At 32.3% G+C, this 21,934-nt stretch carries 18 protein-coding genes, 1 pseudogene and 1 riboswitch; of the genes and pseudogenes, 17 read left to right on the top strand and 2 right to left on the bottom strand.

All coding sequences use genetic code 11. The annotated features are described in order from the left end of the window. The 3 genes from BLV68_RS06555 to BLV68_RS06545 all read left to right on the top strand — a co-directional run bounded on the left by BLV68_RS06555 (position 1) and on the right by BLV68_RS06545 (position 4,531). On the top strand, positions 1-909 hold the full coding sequence (locus BLV68_RS06555) for a DUF5655 domain-containing protein (RefSeq protein WP_093752058.1): 909 nt from the start codon (positions 1-3) through the stop codon (positions 907-909). Between the two features lie 15 nt (positions 910-924). After that, positions 925-3,912, top strand: coding sequence for a type I restriction endonuclease subunit R (locus BLV68_RS06550; RefSeq protein WP_093752056.1), 2,988 nt, complete (start codon positions 925-927; stop codon positions 3,910-3,912). Positions 3,913-4,012: 100 nt separating this feature from the next. Beyond that, positions 4,013-4,531, top strand: a complete 519-nt coding sequence (locus tag BLV68_RS06545; RefSeq protein ID WP_200773680.1) for an ADP-ribosylglycohydrolase family protein — start codon at positions 4,013-4,015, stop codon at positions 4,529-4,531. 437 nt (positions 4,532-4,968) lie between these two features. On the opposite strand, the gene BLV68_RS06535 is transcribed toward BLV68_RS06545, so the two are convergent. Beyond that, a complete protein-coding gene (locus tag BLV68_RS06535; RefSeq protein WP_093752052.1) occupies positions 4,969-5,259 on the bottom strand; it encodes a hypothetical protein in 291 nt (96 codons plus the stop codon). A gap of 384 nt (positions 5,260-5,643) precedes the next feature. On the opposite strand from BLV68_RS06535, the gene BLV68_RS16095 reads away from it, so the two are divergent. Then, a complete protein-coding gene (locus tag BLV68_RS16095) occupies positions 5,644-5,772 on the top strand; it encodes a hypothetical protein (RefSeq protein ID WP_268807615.1) in 129 nt (42 codons plus the stop codon). Positions 5,773-6,005: 233 nt separating this feature from the next. After that, on the top strand, positions 6,006-7,610 hold the full coding sequence (locus tag BLV68_RS06530) for a copper amine oxidase N-terminal domain-containing protein (protein ID WP_093752050.1): 1,605 nt from the start codon (positions 6,006-6,008) through the stop codon (positions 7,608-7,610). A 131-nt stretch (positions 7,611-7,741) separates the two neighbouring features. Here BLV68_RS06530 and BLV68_RS15955 read toward each other — a convergent pair. Beyond that, positions 7,742-8,317 (bottom strand): annotated as a pseudogene (locus BLV68_RS15955) (hypothetical protein). A gap of 591 nt (positions 8,318-8,908) precedes the next feature. Here BLV68_RS15955 and BLV68_RS15435 point away from each other — a divergent pair. The 12 genes from BLV68_RS15435 (at position 8,909) to BLV68_RS06465 (ending at position 21,918) form a co-directional block, all read left to right on the top strand. Next, a complete protein-coding gene (locus BLV68_RS15435; protein WP_093752044.1) occupies positions 8,909-9,118 on the top strand; it encodes a hypothetical protein in 210 nt (69 codons plus the stop codon). Then, entirely contained in the window at positions 9,093-9,791 is a 699-nt protein-coding gene (locus tag BLV68_RS06510; RefSeq protein ID WP_159428638.1) for a DUF1361 domain-containing protein, read from the top strand. The genes BLV68_RS15435 and BLV68_RS06510 overlap by 26 nt, the downstream gene beginning before the upstream one ends. Positions 9,792-10,607: 816 nt before the next feature. After that, positions 10,608-12,011, top strand: coding sequence for an alanine/glycine:cation symporter family protein (locus BLV68_RS06505; protein ID WP_093752040.1), 1,404 nt, complete (start codon positions 10,608-10,610; stop codon positions 12,009-12,011). Between the two features lie 351 nt (positions 12,012-12,362). Continuing rightward, a complete protein-coding gene (locus BLV68_RS15430; RefSeq protein ID WP_159428637.1) occupies positions 12,363-12,524 on the top strand; it encodes a hypothetical protein in 162 nt (53 codons plus the stop codon). Between the two features lie 302 nt (positions 12,525-12,826). After that, complete coding sequence (locus BLV68_RS06500) at positions 12,827-14,422, top strand: methyl-accepting chemotaxis protein (RefSeq protein WP_159428636.1); 1,596 nt, start codon at positions 12,827-12,829, stop codon at positions 14,420-14,422. A 549-nt stretch (positions 14,423-14,971) separates the two neighbouring features. Then, positions 14,972-15,080, top strand: a riboswitch (TPP riboswitch). 105 nt (positions 15,081-15,185) lie between these two features. After that, entirely contained in the window at positions 15,186-15,482 is a 297-nt protein-coding gene (locus BLV68_RS06495) for a thiamine-binding protein (RefSeq protein ID WP_093752036.1), read from the top strand. After that, entirely contained in the window at positions 15,451-16,221 is a 771-nt protein-coding gene (locus BLV68_RS06490; protein ID WP_200773679.1) for an ABC transporter permease, read from the top strand. The genes BLV68_RS06495 and BLV68_RS06490 overlap by 32 nt, the downstream gene beginning before the upstream one ends. Before the next feature lie 26 nt (positions 16,222-16,247). Further along, positions 16,248-17,225: an ABC transporter substrate-binding protein gene (locus BLV68_RS06485; RefSeq protein ID WP_093752032.1), complete on the top strand. Its 978-nt coding sequence runs from the start codon at positions 16,248-16,250 to the stop codon at positions 17,223-17,225. Positions 17,226-17,252: 27 nt separating this feature from the next. Then, positions 17,253-17,996 carry an ABC transporter ATP-binding protein gene (locus BLV68_RS06480; RefSeq protein ID WP_093752030.1) on the top strand — a complete coding sequence of 248 codons (744 nt, stop codon included), beginning with the start codon at positions 17,253-17,255 and terminating at the stop codon, positions 17,994-17,996. A 222-nt stretch (positions 17,997-18,218) separates the two neighbouring features. Further along, positions 18,219-18,926 carry a polyphosphate polymerase domain-containing protein gene (locus BLV68_RS06475; RefSeq protein WP_093752028.1) on the top strand — a complete coding sequence of 236 codons (708 nt, stop codon included), beginning with the start codon at positions 18,219-18,221 and terminating at the stop codon, positions 18,924-18,926. Positions 18,927-18,940: 14 nt separating this feature from the next. Further along, positions 18,941-19,606 carry a DUF4956 domain-containing protein gene (locus BLV68_RS06470; protein ID WP_093752026.1) on the top strand — a complete coding sequence of 222 codons (666 nt, stop codon included), beginning with the start codon at positions 18,941-18,943 and terminating at the stop codon, positions 19,604-19,606. After that, on the top strand, positions 19,603-21,918 hold the full coding sequence (locus BLV68_RS06465; protein ID WP_093752024.1) for a CotH kinase family protein: 2,316 nt from the start codon (positions 19,603-19,605) through the stop codon (positions 21,916-21,918). Before BLV68_RS06470 ends, BLV68_RS06465 begins: the two co-directional genes overlap by 4 nt. Positions 21,919-21,934 lie beyond the last annotated feature (16 nt).

Here is a 21,934-nt window from a genome sequence, read left to right as displayed (position 1 = left end):
ATGGGCGACTTGAAACTTTTTAGAATAAAAAATGGGGTAAAAGAACTTGCGGGTACTTCAGTGGCAATTGAAAAATCTCTTCAGACACTAATTGAAAACAATATGGAAACATTCTTTGGAATTAAATTTCTGGCTTCTGAGTATTCTACAGGCAAGAATCATGGCGGGCGAATAGATTCTTTGGGCATTGATGAGAATTACTGTCCGGTGATACTGGAATACAAGAGAGCATTAAATGAAAATGTAATAAATCAGGGGCTTTTTTATCTTGACTGGCTAATGGACCATAAGGCAGAGTTTAAATTGCTTGTAATGGAGAGGTTAGGAAAGGATATTGCTGATAAGATTGAATGGTCTATGCCTAGACTTTTATGTATAGCAGGGGATTTTACAAAGTTTGATGAGTACGCTGTAAAGCAGATTAATAGAAATATTGAACTTATCAGATATAAAAAATACGAAGATGACCTGATTTTGTTTGAACTGGTAAATGCCACTACGGCATCTCAAACAACAATAACTTCAGATAATAGTACAACTAAATCAAACATATATAAAACAGTAACAGAAAATCTTCAACAGGCCGATAAGGAATTACAGGACATATATTATTCAATTAGGGACTTTATATTAAGCCTTGGAGATGACATCCAGGAAAAAGTTTTGAAATACTACATTGCTTTTAAAAAAATACGAAATTTTGCCTGTGTAGAAATTTATCCCAAAAGCAAAACTATTCTTATGTATTTAAATATAAATCCTGACGAGGTAGAATTGGAGGAAGGATTTACGAGAGATGTAAGAAATATCGGTCATTACGGCACAGGAAACTTAGAGGTTAGGATAAACAGTAAAGATGATTTTGAAAGGGCAAAAGGACTCATAGCAAAGAGTTATGATGAGAATTAGTAGGGGTGAATAGAAGTGGCTAGAACTCCAGAAGAACTTAGAGAAATAGGCTTTGAGGAATATGTAGAAGAGCATCTTCTAAAATCAGGATATATTAAGGGCAATCCTGATGATTATAATAAAGAATTTGCCCTTGATACTAAACTACTTTTTGAATTTTTAGAAGATACCCAGCCCAAAAAGATGGAGAAGTTAAGAGAAATCTATAAAGACCAATATCAGTTTAAGGTGATTAGCCGATTAAACCGTGAACTTAATAACCGTGGCATGATTGATGTATTGAGGCATGGAATTAGAGACTATGGTGTGTATTTAGACCTTGCCTACTTTAAGCCTGCCAGTAAATTAAATATAGAAACACTGAATCTCTATAAAAAGAATCGTATATCTGTTACCAGACAAGTGAAATACAGTACTAAGAATGAAAAAAGCATTGACATGCTCATCTGTGTGAATGGACTTCCAGTTGTCGTAATGGAACTTAAAAACCCTTTTACTGGTCAAACCTATGAAGATGCAATCATGCAGTACAAGAAAGACAGAAGCCCTAATGAACTGTTGTTTCAGTTTAAGAAAAGAGCCATTGTATTCTTTGCAGTAGATACTCAAGAAGCCTATATGACTACGAGGCTTTCGGGAGATAAAACTTCTTTTCTTCCATTTAATAAAGGTTGTGATGGAGGGAAAGGAAATCCAGACAATCCTGATGGCTTAAAAACGGATTATCTTTGGGAAGAGATACTTCAAAAAGATAGTATTTTGGATATACTAAAAAGGTTTGTATTTATAGAGACTCAAGAAAAGAAAGATATAGACGGAAATACTTATACATCGGAAACCGTCATATTCCCAAGATACCACCAATTAGATGTAGTAAGAAAATTGGAAGCCGATGCAAAAAAGAAAGGTGTAGGGACGAACTATCTTGTGCAGCATAGCGCAGGGTCAGGGAAAACCAACTCCATATCATGGCTTGCCCACAGGCTTGCCAATCTTCATGATGATAACGATAACCCCGTATTTGATTCGGTGATTGTTATTACTGACAGAAAAGTTTTGGACAGGCAACTGCAGGATAGCATTTATCAATTAGAGCATAAACACGGGGTTGTTGAAAAGATAGATAAAGACTCAAATCAATTGGCTGATGCCCTGAAAAGTGGAACCAGAATTATTATCTCTACCCTGCAAAAGTTTCCTTTTATCATTGAAAAGGTAGGAGAGTTGGAAAATCGTAAGTATGCTGTCATTATAGACGAGGCTCATTCCAGCAGTGCAGGAGAAAACATGGCTTCTTTAAGGGAAGTGCTGTCGGCAAGTACCCTTGAAGAAGCGGCAAAACTGGATGAAGAGTTAGAGGGCAAAGAATACGACCCTGAGGAGGAAATTTTAAAAACAATAAGGAAAAGAGGAAAACAGCCTAATATTAGTTTCTTTGCCTTCACAGCAACACCAAAAGCCAAAACCTTAGAGATGTTCGGAACTATAGGTGATGATGGACTTCCTCATCCTTTCCATTTGTATTCTATGAGACAGGCCATTGAAGAAGGTTTTATACTTGATGTGCTGCAAAACTATGTTACTTATGAAACTTATTTTAAACTAGCAAAGAAAATAGAAGATGACCCTGCTTTTGATAAGGCGAAGGCCACAAAAGCACTTACGAGATATGTCAGTCTTCATCCACATAATATCGCTCAAAAGACTGAAATTATGGTAGAACATTTTAGAAATGTAACCAGGAATAAGATAGGTGGCAGAGCCAAGGCAATGGTCGTAACTAGTTCCAGGCTTCATGCTGTTAGATATAAACTTGCTTTTGATGAATATATTAAAAAGAAGGGTTACAAGGATATGAAAACCCTTGTAGCCTTTACAGGAACAGTAAAGGATGATGAAGTAGAGTATACCGAAAGCGGTATGAATAAATTTAAGGAGTCAGAACTTCCAGACCGCTTTGCCACTGATGAATATCAGGTACTGTTAGTTGCAGAAAAATATCAGACAGGATTTGACCAGCCTCTTTTACATACCATGTATGTAGACAAAAAGTTGTCAGGAGTCAAGGCGGTGCAGACCTTATCAAGGCTTAACAGGACTTGTGCTGGAAAAGAAGATACATTTGTACTTGATTTTGTGAATACAGCAGAGGATATTCAAGAATCCTTCAAGCCCTATTATCAGGCAACTATCGTGGAAGAAATAACAGAACCAAACCTTCTTTACGATATTGAAAACCAATTACATGCCTATGGCGTGTATTTAAAAAACGAATTGGATAGGTTTAATAATATATATTTCAAACCAAAAGATAAAAAGACTTCCAATGACAGGGCAGTATTAAACCATTTAGTAGACATAGCAGTAGAGAGATTTAAGAAACTGGAGGAACAGCGGAAGCAAGATTTTAGCAGTCAAGCAACGAAATATATAAGGCTTTACTCATTTATCCTACAAATCACGCCTTTTGAAGATGTTGAACTTCATAAGTTATATGTATATTTGACATACTTGCTTAAAAAACTGCCGAAAGAAAAGGGCTCTACTGTTCATCTGGCAGATGAAATTGCGTTAGAATACTATACTACAAAAAAGACATTCGAAGGCAGTATCTCACTGACGCCTGATGATGAAAATATTCCAGTTACGCCAGTAAGGTTTGCTGGAACAGGAGTAAAGGAAGAAGAGAAAGAATACCTTTCAAACATTATCGAGCGTCTAAACCAACGCTTCGGAACCGACTTTACAAAAGCCGACCAATTGTCGGTAGAACAAATAAAGGAAGATTTTGCTGCAGATGAGGATTTAGTTCAAAAGGCTAAAACAAATACTATTGATGATTTTAGATTTGCTTTTGAAAAAGTGTTTATAAACAAAGTAATTGACAGGATGGACCAGAATCAGGCATTTTTTACTCGTGTTTTAGACGATGAGCAATTTAGGAATGCCCTTATGGAGTATATGTTGATTGAAACTTATGAGAAGTTAAACAGTAGGCCTTAGCAGATGTTATAGGAGGAATCTGAATGGATAGATATGACCGAATACTCGGAGGGCTTTTTGGAGTTGCTTGTGGAGATGCTCTGGGGGGACGCTTGAGTTTATGTCAAAGGATGAGATTAAAAGAAAATATAGATACCTAAAAGATATTGTTGGTGGTAGCTGTTGGAACCTTAAACCTGGAGAAGTGACTGACGATACTATGATGACTATTGCTGTGGCAGAGGGCATTCTGGATAATCCAGAGAATCCTATCGAAGATATCGGAAAACACTTTATAAAATGGTATGATAGCAAACTCAAAGACATTGGCAACATTATCCGAATTGCACTTGGTGAGTATAAACAGGTATTCCAGTTATCAAAAGATGAATTGATGTCAACGGGATATGTGTTTGATACTTTGATATGTGCATTATGGTGTTTAATTAATACTTCTTCTTTTGAGGATGCTGTATGTGAAGCGGCCAACCTTGGCGGAGATGCAGACACTATAGCCGATGTCACAGGAGGAATGGCTGGGGTATACTATGGCTATGATGCTATTCCTGCCAGATGGAAGAAAAAAACATTAGTAAAAGACCAGTTGATCTATATTGCACAGCGGTTTTTTGAAGGTTAAGTTTGCAAGAGGCAGTAAAGGATATTGGATATTCGGCTTGCAAAGATATAAGAAATAAAGAAACAAGTCAGTTCTATCAACTTATATATCTTGATAAAACTGACTTGTTCGTTATTAATAAGTATGGATTCTTTCAAATTTTATTTTGCCATTTGGGAGAACGTATTTACACACAACATCCTAAGAACATTCTTCATCAGGGTCATTACATTTTTCCATCCACTTACTGATGAGAACAGGTATGTTGGTTTTTTAGCATGTGAAATTTGCTCGAAAGTAGGTGTAATCTTAAAATATCCAATATGAAATCTTTGTGTTTAGATGATCCCAAAAGTACCTTTATATCGACAACTTCTTGGTCATATAATAAACCTGATTCTTTATCATATTTAAATTTATGCAGTTCATTGCAATAAGGGCAATATCAATAATCAGTTTTATAATTTTAGATAAATAACAATCCCGCTATTGTAGCATTTTTCACATACTTCTCCATAACCTAAATCATTGATAATAAAATAGTTGGTTGTGCTCATCAAATTCATCATTGGTTTAGATAAAGCCCTATTATTAAGCATATCAATTATTTTGTTCCTTTCTTGTTGCATTTCTAACCAAAACAGTTTCAAAGGCAGTTTAGTAATAAAACATTTTGATGTTATAAAATTTTCCCATAATTCCACTGACCTTTTTTCAATACGTTTAAAATAATCATTATTGTTATACATATTTTATTCTCCTTTTAAATTTAATATTTTTAATATAAAAGAGGAGTTACCTTATAAAGGATAAGCAATAATGCAATATTTTTTGAGTCAATTAATGTGTAGTAGGTTTATTCTACTAGCATATTTAATTATTTGTATATTTCGGATAAAGATATTTAATCAGCAGGTAATAAAATATCATAAACAGAATTGAAAGCAAAATATGCTATTAAAAATATTAGCAAATATTGTCTAAAATTAAGGGGTCAGTCTATAATATTTTTAAAATTTATATAAATAAATACAATATTGGGGTTATAAAAATCATAGCACTTATAAATACGAAAATGAACTGCAAGTATATTTTACATTTTTTCAATTCTTATTTATATTGGGAGCAAATACATGATAAAAGCAAAGGTACTGGACAACCAAATATCAATTATACAGCATTATAAAAATTTCTTAATTCCTTTTCCCCTAGCAGAGCAAAAAAGCATAGTAGAAAAAGTTGATGCCAAATATGTTGGATGAACTTGAAAATGAATTAATTACTAATATTTAAAAGGCAATAGTATTAATAAGAATAGATAATGTAAAAGTATTTATCTAGGATAAAATATGGTACAAGTGAAGATATAACTAAAAAATGGCTGTTTGATGTTACTACAGTATTTAAAAACATCTGTCCCTTTTGCATCTTTTGAATTATAAGCAAATAGGCTATAATATAAATAAGGTCGATTATTGTATGAGGAGGTAGGATTATGAAGAAAAAATTAGTTTTGATTCTGTTAACCTTAATACTATTGATACCTTGTTCTTCCCAAGCAGTTGAAGAACAGGTAATAATTAGGGTAAATGGGAAGGCACTTGATTTAAATGGCAATACTCCTTTTATTACTAATGGAACTACATTTATTCCCCTTAGAATTATATCTGAATCACTCGGTTATCAGTTAGATTGGGATGGGATAAATCAAATTGTAAATATGAAAAAAGACGGCATAATATTAGAACTTCCTATAGGCAAAGATACTGTAAGGGTAAACGGAAAAGAAGTAAAAATAAGTCAAGCTCCATTGATAAAAGGAAAAACGACTTATGTACCTGTAAGATTTGTTAGCGAACAGATAGGATATGAAGTTGGTTATAAAAAGGAAAATGGAAAAGCTTATGTTGACATTAACTCTCCAGCTTTTTTAGTACCTGCCAATAATAGTGAGGAAGATAAGTTTGTTAAAAATTATGTAAAGGAAAACAAGCTTGAGCTTGTTAAATATATAATGTCTGATATGAATAATGATTCAATTCTTGATTACATATTGTTAGTACGCTCCAATGTAGACTATGAGGACGAAATAATATTAGTTGATGGGAAATCTAAGGCAATATTGGCAAAAACTAAAGTAATGAGAAGTATAGACCCTCCTACCCTAGAAGTAAAAAGGGTAACCGGACCTGAGGCTAGACAAATATACTACTATGGTCATGATGGATATATTTATGAGTACATATTTGATTATGACTCTGGGGCATTAAAGAACATATATAGGGAAATTGAAGACTTGAATAATATTGAATATAACTATCTATTTGGTTATTATATAGACTATCCTGACCTAAATAAGGTTATATGCATTAAACCTACAGATGAGGTATTAGAAGAACTGCAATTTGACAGCTTCTATTTGCAACCGGAGAAAAGAGTAGATGCCATATGGTATGTAGCATATATAGAAGATCTGAACACTCCCGGAGAGATAAAAGTGTCCTATGATTTAAGGATTAGTGCTTTAGACATGGGTACAGAAGCTATATTATACCATACTTATAAATGGGTAGATGGCAAGTGGCAATTAAAGGATGCTAAGATTAAGCAGGAAGGCAATGAATATATAGCTGTGGACTTTCAATATAGAGATGCCAATAAGTATAGCTCTTGGTATAAGAATGGTGCTTTTAATATAACTAGGGACAATTTAAATGAGATTTTCAAGATGAGCAAGAATGAGTTAATTAAAATATGTGGAAAACCTAATAATATTGAAACTGTTTTCTATGCCCCAATTGATAAGATATATAATTACAATGGTTTTAATATAGGATATTTGGGAGGGAACAAGGCTTATCCTTGGGGACCTGATTATTTAGAGATTTATGGAGGGAACAGCAAGGTATTGGGTGCTAAGGTTGGCATGAGCCCTAAAGAAGTAAAAAACATCTTAGGAAGGCCTACTTCTGAAGGAATATCTGAACTCGATGGAATGTATATTCTAACATATCAATTAAAAGATTGTATTATAAATTATGTAGCTAATAATTCAAAAGGCAAGGTACTTTCAATTAAGATTGAAAAAATTTTATATTAGATTGAAACATATCAACTTCTTTCCTATAGAGCAAAAATCATCATGAAGAATGGGTCTATAACTTAACTCAATTAGAAAATAGCCCCCTTTTCATTAAGAAATTTACCTCTTAATGGAAAGAGGGCTAAGATCTATGCTATGGCATAAAAATTGAAAACTAATCTGTCTAATTCATCTTCTAATATGGTTTCTTTTTCTATTAATCTTTCTGCAATTCTTCTTAGAGTTTCATAATTCTTTCTTAAAAGTTCTACAGTTTCTTCATAAAGTTGTTTTGACAGCTTTATGGCTTCACGAAGAACTTCTCTTTCCCCTGATATTTTGAAATAGCTTAAATCTATCATTCCTATTTCATCATTCATACCAAATTCATTTATCATTTTTATAATGTAGTTTGTAGCTTGCTTTATGTCCTGTGCTGCACCTGTTGTGACCCTATTTATATTTTTAGTATATAAATATTATGCAGCTCTTCCTGCATAACTTATCTTTATCTCATTTATTAAATCTTCTTTGGTATGAAGTCCATCTTTAGGGGTCATAAAGGTTACTCCGCCTGCTCCAGAAGTAGAGCCTATTATTGTTACCTTTGGTATTGATTTTTTAGTTAAAAGTTTTGCACATAGGGCATGACCTGCCTCATGATAGGCTATTAGTTTGTAATCTTCGCTATTTTTATTATTAGGCTTTTTATTTCCCTTTAAAATTATTTTGAATAAGGCTTCTTGGTAACTTGTTCTTCACTGCCTTGAGGAATTTTTATAAATATGCCTGTGGAAATTAATCCTCTTTCTAGTAGTTTTAAACCTATTTCACCTTCTAAATTCCTTCAAAACATTACATAAGTTTTTTCTTGAATATGCGATCTAATTTGATACAATTGCTAAAATAAAACTACTTAAAAGGTGTTGACTTATTCCTTCTTTATTTAATCAAGTTACCCATAATTAGTTATTTTAATCGTCCTGTAAATATTTCTTTTCTGCTATCTCATCAACTGGTTTGTTGTTAGCAGAAAGGGATGACCATTGGTAGCTAGATTAGTATATGAAAATGGACTTGTGGTAAGATTAAAACAATGTACCCGTTGTGTATTAATAGGGTATAGCCAATTATGATATCAGATGATGAAGAAGTAGAAAAGGTTGTTAAAAGAGTTTTGTCTAAACATATGAAAGCCTTTGAGGAATTAGCTAAATGAAAAAACTAACTAAAACTTAGATATTAAAAATGCATAGTCTTCTTAATTTGTAATACCTATCATAAAAAAATGGTGTTAGTAGAGTTGCCAAGGTAAATTGAATATAAAAATATCTTCAAAAGAGGAAGAGTTTTTTGGGGAATATGACTTTGTTTTTATGGCTAAAGGTATGTATAATATTATATGTGAAAGTATTGTCGAACCCGTTATTGATGAAGAAGTTAAAGTGCTGGTAGAAACTAGGGATAATGAAGGGAATATTTTATTTAACTGGTGGTTTTATGAAGATATTTTTAAAAAAATATAAAGAAATAATATTCTTCATGTTAGCATATTGGATTGTCTGCTTGTTGATGTTTTTTAAGGATACTAGTTTTCTTTATATCATGCTATCATGGAATGTTTTATTGGCAGTATTACCATTGGTTTTTATACTGAAATCAGAGACAAGTTTGATGCAAGGAAGGCTAGGCCATTCTATTCTTTGGATGATTCCTTGGTTGTTGTTTTTCCCTAATTCTGTTTACATGATAACAGATTTCATTCATATATCAAATGACAAATTTATGTGGATAGTTGAAGTAGAAAAATACTCCTTAGATGGAGGAGTTGTTTATAGTACTGATATTATGATTTGGACTAAGTTGTTAATTATTGGTGTTGGATTCTTATTTGCTTTACTAGTTGGCCTAGAATCCCTTTATATTTTCGATAAAAGCATTGGAATAATTACTTTGAAGCCCGTATCTTTTTTAGGAGTTGTATTAGTATCTCTGTTATCCGGAATAGGTGTTTACATTGGAAGGTTTCTTAGATTTAACAGTTGGGATATGCTTTTTAGACCAATTCAATTATTTAATCAATTAGTAATAGGGATAGATAGATTTACAATTCAGTTTGTTGCTACTTTTTCAATATTTATAATAGGTTGTTATATTCTCTATAGGATATTTAGAAGAATAACTTGTTTTTATGATTGAGTTCTAAAACAATTTGTATATTCATTAAATATGGATAGAATATGAAATTAAATGGATAGTTTTCAGCTTTAAAAAGTAAAGATTTACTTGTTCTTAAGATAGATCCCAAAGAATTCTATACTTTAATAAACCACTAAGTCTAAAGTCTAATAATAAAGATTTTGATATATTTACTAGATTATTTGACCATTTGGTTCCTAAATATTCTAAAGAATATCCATATGGATAAAAGAACAATATGTTAATTGGTGCAGCAGTAGCTACAGTTGCCACTGTTTTACTAATAAGGAATATAATAAAAGAATAAAATATTTAATTCTAATAGGCCCTTTTGTATTAGCAGGGCTCTTATTTATTAGTATAGTTTTAATGTCTAGAATTGTTCCACCAAATGTTTGCAATGGACTGGTTTTGATAGGAATATTCATTTTATTTGTATTATTGGGAATGGGAATAGTTTTTAATTTAATTAACACATTATATTTAGTATTAAAACATAGAATAATAAAAAATACTAAATAATTTTTTAGTGTATATACTTAGGATAGTTAATTTTTCTAACAATTTAGATGATTACACTTAAACTAAAAAAGCTAAGATTAATGACAAATTGCTAAAAATGACTAGAGTATTAATAGTAATAAAAATTATACAAAAATATTCAACCTTTTGCATTAATGTAAGATAAAGCACTTTTTTATTAAAATAGAAAAAAATACAATTTATTAATCAGATACCTGTAGACAAACATTCTAAATGATGTTATAATTACAACGTTTAACATTCAAACTAATCCAACAAAAAAGAGGTGATATTATGCATGCTTTAGAAAGAATTGTTTCCTTTGTTAATGGTATTCTTTGGGATTATGTATTGGTTATTGGTTTAGTTGGCATAGGAATCTTTCTATCCATTATGTTAGGTTTTCCACAAATTAAAAAATTTGGAACAGCAGCAAAAAAGGTCTTTGGTGGTATTTTTAATAAAGAAGAAAATAAAGAAGGTAGTATGTCTTCTTTCCAAGCTTTAGCTACATCCATAGCTGCTCAAATTGGTACTGGTAATGTAGCTGGAGTAGCTACGGCTATTGCCTCAGGAGGGCCAGGTGCGGTATTTTGGATGTGGATGTCAGCCATCTTTGGAATGGCAACTATATTTGTAGAAGCAACCCTAGCACAAAAGTATCGTGAAACTGATGTTGATGGCCAGTTAGTAGGAGGACCAGCCTATTATATTAAGAATGGATTAAAATCCAAGGGATTAGCAACATTTTTTGCAATAGCCCTTATAATAGCTTTAGGCTTTATAGGAAATATGGTTCAATCTAACTCTATAGCAGATGCAATAAGTAGAGCGTTTAATATTCCAAATATAGCAATAGGAATAGCAATTGCAATTATAGCTGGTTTGATTTTTATAGGAGGAATGAGTAGGATTGCAAAATTTGCTGAAATGGTAGTTCCAGTTATGGCTGTAATATATATACTTGGTACTGTAACTGTTCTAATACTGTTTAGAAGTAGTATAATTCCAACTTTAAAATCTATAATTGTGGGAGCCTTTAATCCACAAGCAGTACTTGGTGGTGCTGTAGGCATAGGAATAAAACAAGCTGTTAGGTATGGGGTAGCTAGGGGACTTTTCTCAAATGAAGCTGGTATGGGATCAACTCCAAACTCCCATGCAGTAGCAGACGTTGAGCATCCGGCAGAACAAGGCTTTTCAGCAATGATTGCTGTATTTATAGACACTATTTTAGTATGTACTGCCACTGCTTTAGTTATATTAGTAACAGGAGCTGATAAATTAGGTCTTGCAGGTGTTGCTGTGACACAACGGGGTTTTGGTATTGCATTTGGACCAATTGGTGAAAGGTTTTTAGCAATATGTTTAACATTTTTTGCATTTACAACAGTAATAGGATGGTATTATTTTGGAGAAAATAATTTAAGATTTTTGTTTAAAGGGAAAATTGCAATTAGAATATATCAAGTCATTGTGTTAATTTTTATAGTATTAGGTTCATACCAAAAAGTTGATTTGGTATGGAATGTAGCGGATATGTTTAATGGTATAATGGTTATACCTAACTTAATTGCATTATTCTTATTATATAAAGAATCTAAAAATATGTTAAGGGATTATGATAGTCAAATAGCAAAAGGAGAAAAACTATATTTTAACTATGAATTTGAAAAGCAAACAAATTCAAGAGGATAAAATATAGAAAAGAAATTTAATTTACCATGAGGACATCATCCTTTCTAATATTTAAAGGGGTGGAGTCCTCAGTTTTTTTGAATCTATTTACAAATTTTAATACCTCTTTATCTACAATGAAAAATATATGTTAGGCTTACTTTCAGCATATGTTTAAAACTGTAATTCTCTACAATAGATTTTACAACATCTAATCCTAGTTTAAAGCTATCTTTTCATGTTGCTTTAGACAAATCTTCTCTACAAAACCTTTCAAATACCCTATTTAAATAATTCCTTTCTATGGATTATGATGCAAAAAGATCCGCTCCTTTGCATCATTCATTTTTTATCTGTAGTGTGGGTATGTGATTGGAAGATTATAAGGAAACTATTTTGAGATTATTTGTTGGTTTGGGAATAGGAGATATAGGATTTTATAGGGCGTTGAAAAGCATTGAAAAATGCAGAAAAATGACGATATACAAAAATTGTGCTATAATCAGGATAAATACTGTATTTATAGTGCAATAATTTGTATAGAAGAAGGATGGTGATAGGCATGATCAAAAAGAGTTGTGAGAATTTTCGCATTTATCAGTTGTTAAATTTGGTTTTAATAAAGGCATGAGATGGGAAATATTTGTGTGAGTAAAGGGCTATTTTAAAATCAATAGTTTAAAAAAATACATAGAAAGGAGAAGGATATATATGATGACTTCAAAAAATATTGTTTTTCAATGAATACTACAAGAAGAATTGTTTTAATATACTTGATAGTAACAATCTTATTGGTAACACTTATCTGTATGCAAGTGAGAAGAGATTACAACAGCTTGGTTAATGGTAATTTTTCAAATTTGTTAAATACTAGTTCAAAACTTGCTTTAAAGCTTATAGATTCTAAGTATAGTGGTCCTTGGAATATAGTAGGGGAAAAGCTATATAAAGGAAATCACCTGATAGATGAAAATTTTTTTATGATTTATGAAATAAAAGAAATAGTTGATGGCGAAGTTACTATTTTTAAAGAAGATACAAGAATAGCTACAACTGTTACAGTGGATGGGAAAAGGCAGGTAGGAACGAAAGCTTCTCCAGAAGTTATAGAGGAAGTAATTAAAAAGGGTGATGAATATAGTGGAAAAGCTGAAGTATTAGGTATGGAATATGCTACGAAATATGTACCTTTAATAGATAGCAAGGGACAAGTAGTGGGCATGTTCTTTGTAGGAGTTCCTCAAGGTTATATTGCTAAACTAATAGATAATTCAATCTACAACATTATAAAGGGCTCTATAGTGTTAATTGTAATTGCCACAATATTCTATAATATATTAATAAGAATGCGTATTGTTAAACCTTTGGAAATGATCAAGGAATATTTTGAATTAATGGCGTCAGGGGATTTTACAAAGGAAATATCATACGAATATCTAAATAAAAAGGATGAATTTGGACAGATATCCATTTCATTAAAAAACATGCAAAATTCTTTAAAGCAAATAATATTCAATATTAGGGAAAGATCAAACGAATTAGGTGTTGATTCAGTGAAATTAGCAGCAACATCAGAAGAAATGTCTGCTTTCGCCCAAGAATTAGCATCAACCATGCAACAGATAGCGGACGGTGCTACAAGCCAAGCACAAGATCTAACAGAAATTACGGATTCATTGATAGAATTAACCAATAACATAGAGATTATACACAGGGAACTTCAAAATGTAAAAACTGAGATGGGAAAGGCAGAAGACAAAGCCAGCATTGGTAAAAAGGAAGTGGACATTCTGGTGAAATCTATTGAACAAATAAGAAAAACCTTTAAATTATCCATAGATAAAATAGGAGCATTGACAGATTCCATAAAAGAAATCAGTGGTATTACTGAAATAATATCAGACATATCAGAACAGACGAATTTGCTGGCCCTCAATGCAGCTATAGAAGCAGCAAGGGCAGGAGAACATGGCAGAGGTTTTGCAGTAGTAGCTGATGAAGTACGAAAACTGGCAGAAGAATCGAAAAAGTCTACAGAAAGGATTGCAGATTTAGTTTCTTCAATTATTGAAGATAGTCATGAAGTGACCTATGCATCCCAAAATGCAAGACAAGCTGTAAAAGAGCAAACCAAATCCGTTGAAAGTGCTGTAAAATCCTTTGGAGACATTTTGGCATCCGTTGAAAATATTACAGCTCTAATGAATAAAACCTATAGTGCAATAGATAAAAGTGTAAAATCAAAGGATGCCATTGTGAAAAGAGTTGAGCAATTAAGTGCTGTAACAGAAGAAAATTCAGCAGCCACAGAAGAGTTGGCAGCATCATCAGAAGAACTTACTGCATCTTCACAGGATGTGGCAACAACTGCTCAAAATTTGAATGTTCTTGCAGAAGATTTAATGGAGGTTATCAGCAAGTTTAAGGTTTAGTTAAAATGTTTTATTTCTTGTCAAATTGAAAAAATATATTCTAAATTCGATAATGCTTATAAGGTATAGTTGTATAAGAATAATGCTATGCTAAGATTAAAGAATTAGGGAAAAACTACCAGTGTAATAGAAGATACAATAAGAAAAAGATATATTTAAAGGACTATACTAACAAGCTGGATAGTGTAGAGCATCCACTATGGTTCTCCACAATAGGTTTTACAATGGCTAATCCTAGTCCAAAGCCATCTTTTTTTGTTGCTTTGGACGAATCTTCTTTCTTGAAAAGATAAGTTCTTTTCCATATAACGGGAATCCTTGAAGTTATCCACTCTTACCAAACTATTGGAAATAGATGAATATAGGTAAAAATATCATAGGCATATTAAAGAGATAATTCAGCTATATTTTCATAGTGGCTTGTTTAAGACAACAGTTGATAGTATAGCTAATCTGATAGATGAATATGTTAAGAGGGATTTATATTTTGGAAAATATGGAAACATCTGAGGATTATCCTTGACAAATTACAAAGTTTGATATATTCTAAAATTACAATACGGGTGCTCGATATGTCGGGCTGAGAGGAGAGAAGGAAATCTCCAACCGTTTAACCTGATCTGGGTAATGCCAGCGTAGGGATTATATCGGACTTTAGGTACTGTAATGTAGCATTTACTTTAGTTAATGGTATTTAATCCTTTCTGGTTATTATCCAGAAAGGATTTTTTAATGTTTAATTTTAAATAAGGAGGAATTAATTATGAATGCAAGTGTTGCCATTCAAGTATTGCCAAAGGTAGATACAGATGAGTTGGTATGCAAAATTGTAGATGAGGTAATTGAATATATTAAAAGTACAGGATTATCTTATCATGTAGGGCCCTTCGAAACTACAATAGAAGGGGAATTTGAAGAGTTGATGGATATTGTGAAGGAATGTCAATATATTGCAATTAAATCAGGGTGTCCCTCTGTGATGTCCTATGTTAAGATACATTTTAAACCAGAAGGCGGTGTACTTACTATTGACCAAAAAGTTGCAAAGCATTACAAATAGGATGTCATCTTATGTAGCAATAGTAGGCATACTTATTTTATGGCAGGTTTTGTCCAGTATGGAGATTATACCAAAGTTTATGCTGCCATCTCCTTTGGATGTTGTAGAGGCTTTTATATTAGATTTTCCTCTTCTAATGAACCATGCAAAAACTACATTATTAGAAGCCTTTTTTGGACTTGCTATTGGCATATCATTGGGATTCATGGTTGCTATAATTATGGATAGGTTTAATTTCATTTATAAGGCTGTATATCCAATATTGGTTATTACTCAAACTATACCAACTGTTGCAATTGCACCTTTGCTAGTTTTGTGGTTAGGCTATGGTATGGCTCCAAAGATTACATTGATTGTGATTGTGACATTTTTCCCTATTACTATTAGTTTATTAGACGGTTTTAAATCGGTAGATTCTGATGCTATACAATTACTGAGATCTATGAATGCTTCCGATATGCAAATATTTAAGCATATAAAATTGCCAAGTTCTATACCTCATTTCTTTGCTGGTTTAAGAATTTCTGTTTCTTATTCTGTAGTGGGGGCAGTTATTTCAGAATGGCTTGGTGGTTTCAATGGACTAGGCGTGTATATGACAAGAGTTAAAAAATCCTATTCTTTTGATAAAATGTTTGCTGTAATTTTACTCATATCAGTTATTAGTTTAGCCTTGATGAAGGGGGTAAGCTTATTAGAAAAAATAAGTATGCCATGGGCTAGAAGTGAAAATGAATAATAATGCAGAAGGAGAGGAGAATGACTATGAAAAAGAAATTGGTAATATTATTTTGTATATTAATAATGATAACCATTTTAGTAGCTTGCCAAAATGAAAACAAAGAAAAAATAACTGTAGTGCTTGATTGGACGCCGAATACTAACCATACAGGACTATATGTAGCTCAAGAAAAGGGATATTTTGAAGAATTAGGCCTTGATGTGGAAATTGTTCAGCCTCCAGAAGGAGGTGCAGAAAGCCTTGTAGCATCTGGAAAAGCTCAGTTTGGAATATCCTTTCAGGATATGATAGCACCAGCATTTGCTTCGGACAATCCTCTTCCAGTAACTGCAGTGGCAGCTATAATCCAGCATAATACATCAGGGATTATATCTATTAAAGGCAATGGAATGGAAACTCCGAAAGGAATGGCTAATAAGGTTTATGCTACTTGGGACATGCCTATTGAAAAGGCAATAATAAAATCGGTAGTAGAGGCTGATGGTGGGGATTATAATTCCATAAAAATGGTTCCAAGCACCGTAACAGATGTTGTTACAGCCCTTAATACAGATATAGATGCAGTATGGGTCTACTACGCTTGGGATGGTATTGCAGCAAAGATAAAGGGCCTAGAGACAGATTTCTTTGCATTTAAAGATATTAATCCAACATTAGATTATTACAGTCCAATTTTAATAGGAAATAATGAATATATAGAGAAAAATGAAGAAAAAACTAAAGCCTTTCTTAAGGCAGTATCTAAAGGATATGAATATGCAATAAATAATCCTGAAGAAGCTGCTAATATACTGTTAAATGCTAATCCAGAGTTGGATAAGAAGTTGGTTCTGGAGAGTCAAAAATGGCTTGCAGATCAGTACAAAGCAGAGGCAAGCCAATGGGGTTATATTAATCAGGTTAGGTGGGATAATTTCTATTCCTGGTTATGGGAAGAAGGCCTTATTGAAAAGGAGATCCCATTAGGATTTGGATTTACTAATGACCATCTTCCCGACTAGGGATTTTAGAAAGAGGAGAATATTCTGATGGCAAAGCTTAGCGTGAACAATATATCCAAATCATATGATAATAAAGAGATAATCAAAGATATTTCATTGGAAGTAAATGATGGAGAAATAGTATGCCTATTAGGGGTTAGCGGTGTAGGGAAGACTACATTATTTAACATAATATCTGGTTTGTCGATCCCTGATACAGGAAGAGTTTTTTTGGATAGCAAAGATATTACAGGACAAACTGGATATATTAGTTATATGCTACAAAAGGACCTATTATTACCATATAAAACAGTCTTAGACAATGTATCCTTGCCACTTATTTTAAGAGGAGAAAATAAGAAAATAGCAGGTTTAAAGGCCTCGAAACATTTTAAGGTATTCGGATTAGATGGAAGCCAGGATAAATATCCTCATCAGTTATCTGGAGGGATGAGGCAAAGGGCAGCATTGCTTAGAACCTATTTATTTTCTCAGCAAGTTGCTTTGTTAGATGAGCCTTTTAGTGCTTTAGATGCTATAACTAAAAGAGCTATGCACAGTTGGTATCAAAATGTCATGAAAAAAATTAAATTGTCCACTTTATTTATTACTCATGATATAGATGAAGCAATTACTTTGTCTAATCGCATTTATATTATGGCTGGCAAGCCTGGACGAATAATCGAAGAGTTAAAAATAGAGTATCAAAAACCAAGGGAAGAAGGATTTATCTTAAGTGATGAGTTTATTCGTTATAAAAAATGCATATTGAACGTTCTGCATAATAGTTAATATTAAGGTCTACTTTTGAATTCTTTAATAAATTCAAACTAAAAGGGACCTATAGAAGACAATAAGCTATTATTACAATATTATTATATGATTTACAGATTATTTAACTTTGTAATGGAGGGATTCAATCCTTCCATTACTTTTTTAATTTTATAAATCTTATAGGAATCATTTTATTCTTTTTATCATATATACTAGAGTAAAAATATTTGGGGGGTAGGTATGGTGGTTAAATCCCTATCAGTAAAAAGGTATGAACTGAAATATCCTATAAACTTCCTGCAATACATGAATATTTCCAATACATTAAAAAAAGTACTATTAGAAGATAAGCATAATGGTACTACTGGTTATTTAGTTCGTTCAGTATATTTTGACACTTATTCCGATACGGATTTTTATGAAAAATTAAACGGTATAGAATATAGAAAAAAGATTAGACTTAGAACCTATTCTCCAGATTTGCCTACAGTTAAGTTAGAGCTAAAGAGAAAGATAGGCGATAATCAGGAAAAAAAGTCTCTGATAATTTCTCAAGAAGATGCAAAGGAGCTAATAAATTTAAACTATGACGTATTAAATAAGTATGAATCGGAAACTGCATCTATGTTTTATAACATAATGAAATTTAATGGCTTAAGACCTGTTGTTCAGGTAGAGTATAGGAGGAAAGCATTCATACATCCGATGAACAATATAAGGGTAACATTGGATAATGATATAAAGTCTAGCGAAACGCATTTTAATATGTTTAGCTATTCACCTATTTTAGCACCAGTAGAGGATTATTATTTTGCATTGTTAGAAATTAAATATAATAATTTTTTATTTAAGTGGATTACGGATTTAATTGGGGTCTATGATCTTGCCCGACAATCCTATAGCAAATACATGGTATCAAGGGGGCTTTTTGAAAGGTATATGGCTTAAGGAGGAGAGGGATAATGAAGGAGCTGTTATATAACCTATTACATGGCAGTTCAACTATTGTAACACCAATGGATGCCTTGCAAAATATGGTTATTGCCTTAATCCTTGGGGTTGTAGTTTGTATTACATACAGAATAACTTACAGCGGTGTAGCTTATAGCAGTAAATTCAACACAGCTTTAATGATGCTATCTTTAATTACTACAATGGTTATGAATATTTTAGGAACCAGCTTGGCCCTATCGTTAGGAATGGTTGGAGCCTTGTCTATAGTTAGATTCAGAACTGCTATAAAGGACCCAAGGGATACTACCTATATATTCTGGGCTATTTCCATAGGGATGGGTGCAGGTTCATCAAACTATTATATAGTAATTATCGGAACCTTATTTATTGCAGCTACTAGCATAGCATTCAGCTTTAGCTTTAAAAAGGATAACAAATATCTCGTCATAGTTAGGGGTACTAATGAATGCATAGAAGCTGTAAGGGCTGCATTGTTTTCTATATATAGGCCATGTAAGCTTAGGGCTGAAACTGTAACTGATGACTATACTGAAATAGTATATCAAATAAAATTGAATAATAAAGATCAGTTAATCGATTATGAGAACATTAAAAATATAGAAGGAGTTAGCTTTGTAAACATGGTAGCTCGGGATGGAGAGACCTTAGGATGAAAAAATGGAGTAGGTCTATTTATTTATCCATATTCATTATTGTGCTTATCCTTATTATTAAAGTTAATATAAATGATGAACCAAATCAGATTTCAAAGCATATACCAATAAGAAGGGAAAATTGTATTTGCTCTTTAGATAATAACTTACCTATTATTGTAATAGATACTAATGGACAAAAAATTGAGGCAAAAAAAGATTATATTGAAACCACAATCAATGATCGAACCATGAAAATACATTATAAGTCCCCTAAATACCAGGCAAAATTGAAACTCTATGAGCCTATAGATGGATATACATGTATTTGTAAGGAGGGGAGCCCTACTTTAGAAACGGATATATTGATCAATGTAAGAGGTCAATCTTCCCTATTAAATCCAAAAAAGCAATATACCATTAACTTCATAGATGAAAGTGGCCATGAAAACCATCTTGAGATACTAGGTCTTCCAAAGCACGATAAATGGGTATTGAATGGTTCTTATGGTGATAGAAGTTTAATAAGAAATTATTTAGCATATAAAATGTCTGCACAGGTGATGGAATACGTACCTAGAACCTGTTTTGTAGAAGTATATTTAAACGATGATTTAAGTAATGAAATAACCTATGAAAGCCATTATTTAGGGGTTTATATCCTTACGGAAAAAATTGAAAGAGGGGAAAAAAGGATTAATATCAAAAAGAATGATGATAAATATGCAGACATTAGTTTCATCATAGCTAGAGATAAAATAAAAATGGGGGATCCTGTCCTAAAGACTCATTGGAGTCAATTGGAAGATGACTATATAATTGATGAATATGGGAATATTCGTATGAGAACAGTCATTACAGTCATCTATCCGGGAGCTTCAACCCTAACACCTGAACTCGAAGAAAGAATAGTAAATTATCTTAATGAATTTGAATATGTTTTAAAATCCAATTACTTTAATGACAGAAGGCTTGGTTATAGAAGATATATTGATGTTGATTCCTTTGTAAACTTCGCTATGATAAATGAGATTTTTAAAAATTTTGATGGTGGCGATGTGAGCACTTATTTTTACAAGGATATAGGAGGATTGATGAAAGCTGGTCCAATATGGGACTTTGATCTGACTCTTGGTAATACGACTTATGAAAGTGCAAACGAACCAACGGGATTCAGAATGATCAATACTTTATGGTTTGATAGATTGTTTCAAGATCCATATTTTGCGGATAGGTATAGAAAAGTTCTCTATCCTTATTATAGGAAGACCATTTGGACTACGGTGGATATTGATGAAGGGTTTAACAGGGGAAATGTCACAGAAATTAAACAGGGCGAACAAATAGTCCAGCTATTAGACTATATTTACAAATCAGGATGTATTGGAGCAATAATATATAGTTGGCAGGATGATTGGAGTAAGACAACAGCTTTTAACTTAATGGAAGATTATTCAGATGAAAGTTCTTCTACTTATTGGTATGATGTGCAGGCAAGCGATGAAAGTTTTGGACTTATGGCTTTTAGACCAAAGGGGAAGGGGTATGGGATCTTGATAGATGGTCACTTTAGCGACTGGGATAACATTAACCCCATATCCAAGAACTACGATATCAGAGTAACATCGGATACGTCATACTTCTATTTATATTTTAAGAAGGAAGGTTTATCGTTAACCAATGACACAATCTACATAGGGTTGGATATAACGCCCTTTAGTGGGTCTAAATATTGGGAGAATAAGGTTGAATTTCCTATGCCTGTAGATTTCATTTTGGAATTAAAAGGGTATAATGAATCTCGAATTGTAGTTCATGAAAGATATAATATTTTTAACTATTTATATAAATATTATTCTAACATAATTGAGAAACAAGAAAACCCTCCAGATATAGATAGTAATATATTTTCAGCAATATATTTACTTAATAGAAAAAATTTTTATTTTAGGGAAACCAATACTGTAATACCTCCAGTATACTATGAAACTGGGAAATTAGTTTATGGCAATGCAAACCCGAATAGCAGTGAATACAATTCTTTAGCTGATTTTAACAAAGAGGGGGATGCAATAGAAATTAGAATACCATGGATGCTAATAAATATAAAAAACCCATTAAAAAGGCTGGCTCAAGGGGATTTTTATAGCAAGGGATTAGATAGCCAAGTTTTCATTAAAAATATTGGATTATCCATTTGTTATGAAGGAAAAAATTACAGGTTCACTACCGAGAAGATAACCTATAAAATACCAAGCTTTAAAAATATAAAATATGACCAAATATTAAAAAAATCATATTATATCATCATGGATTATTGGAAAGATAATTAATCTTTAAAGGGGTGAA

Origin of the sequence: Tepidimicrobium xylanilyticum (genome assembly GCF_900106765.1) — a bacterium.
GTDB classification, from domain to species: domain Bacteria; phylum Bacillota; class Clostridia; order Tissierellales; family Tepidimicrobiaceae; genus Tepidimicrobium; species Tepidimicrobium xylanilyticum.
Note: the sequence above shows the minus strand (reverse complement) of the source record. Positions and strands in the feature narration are given on the sequence as shown.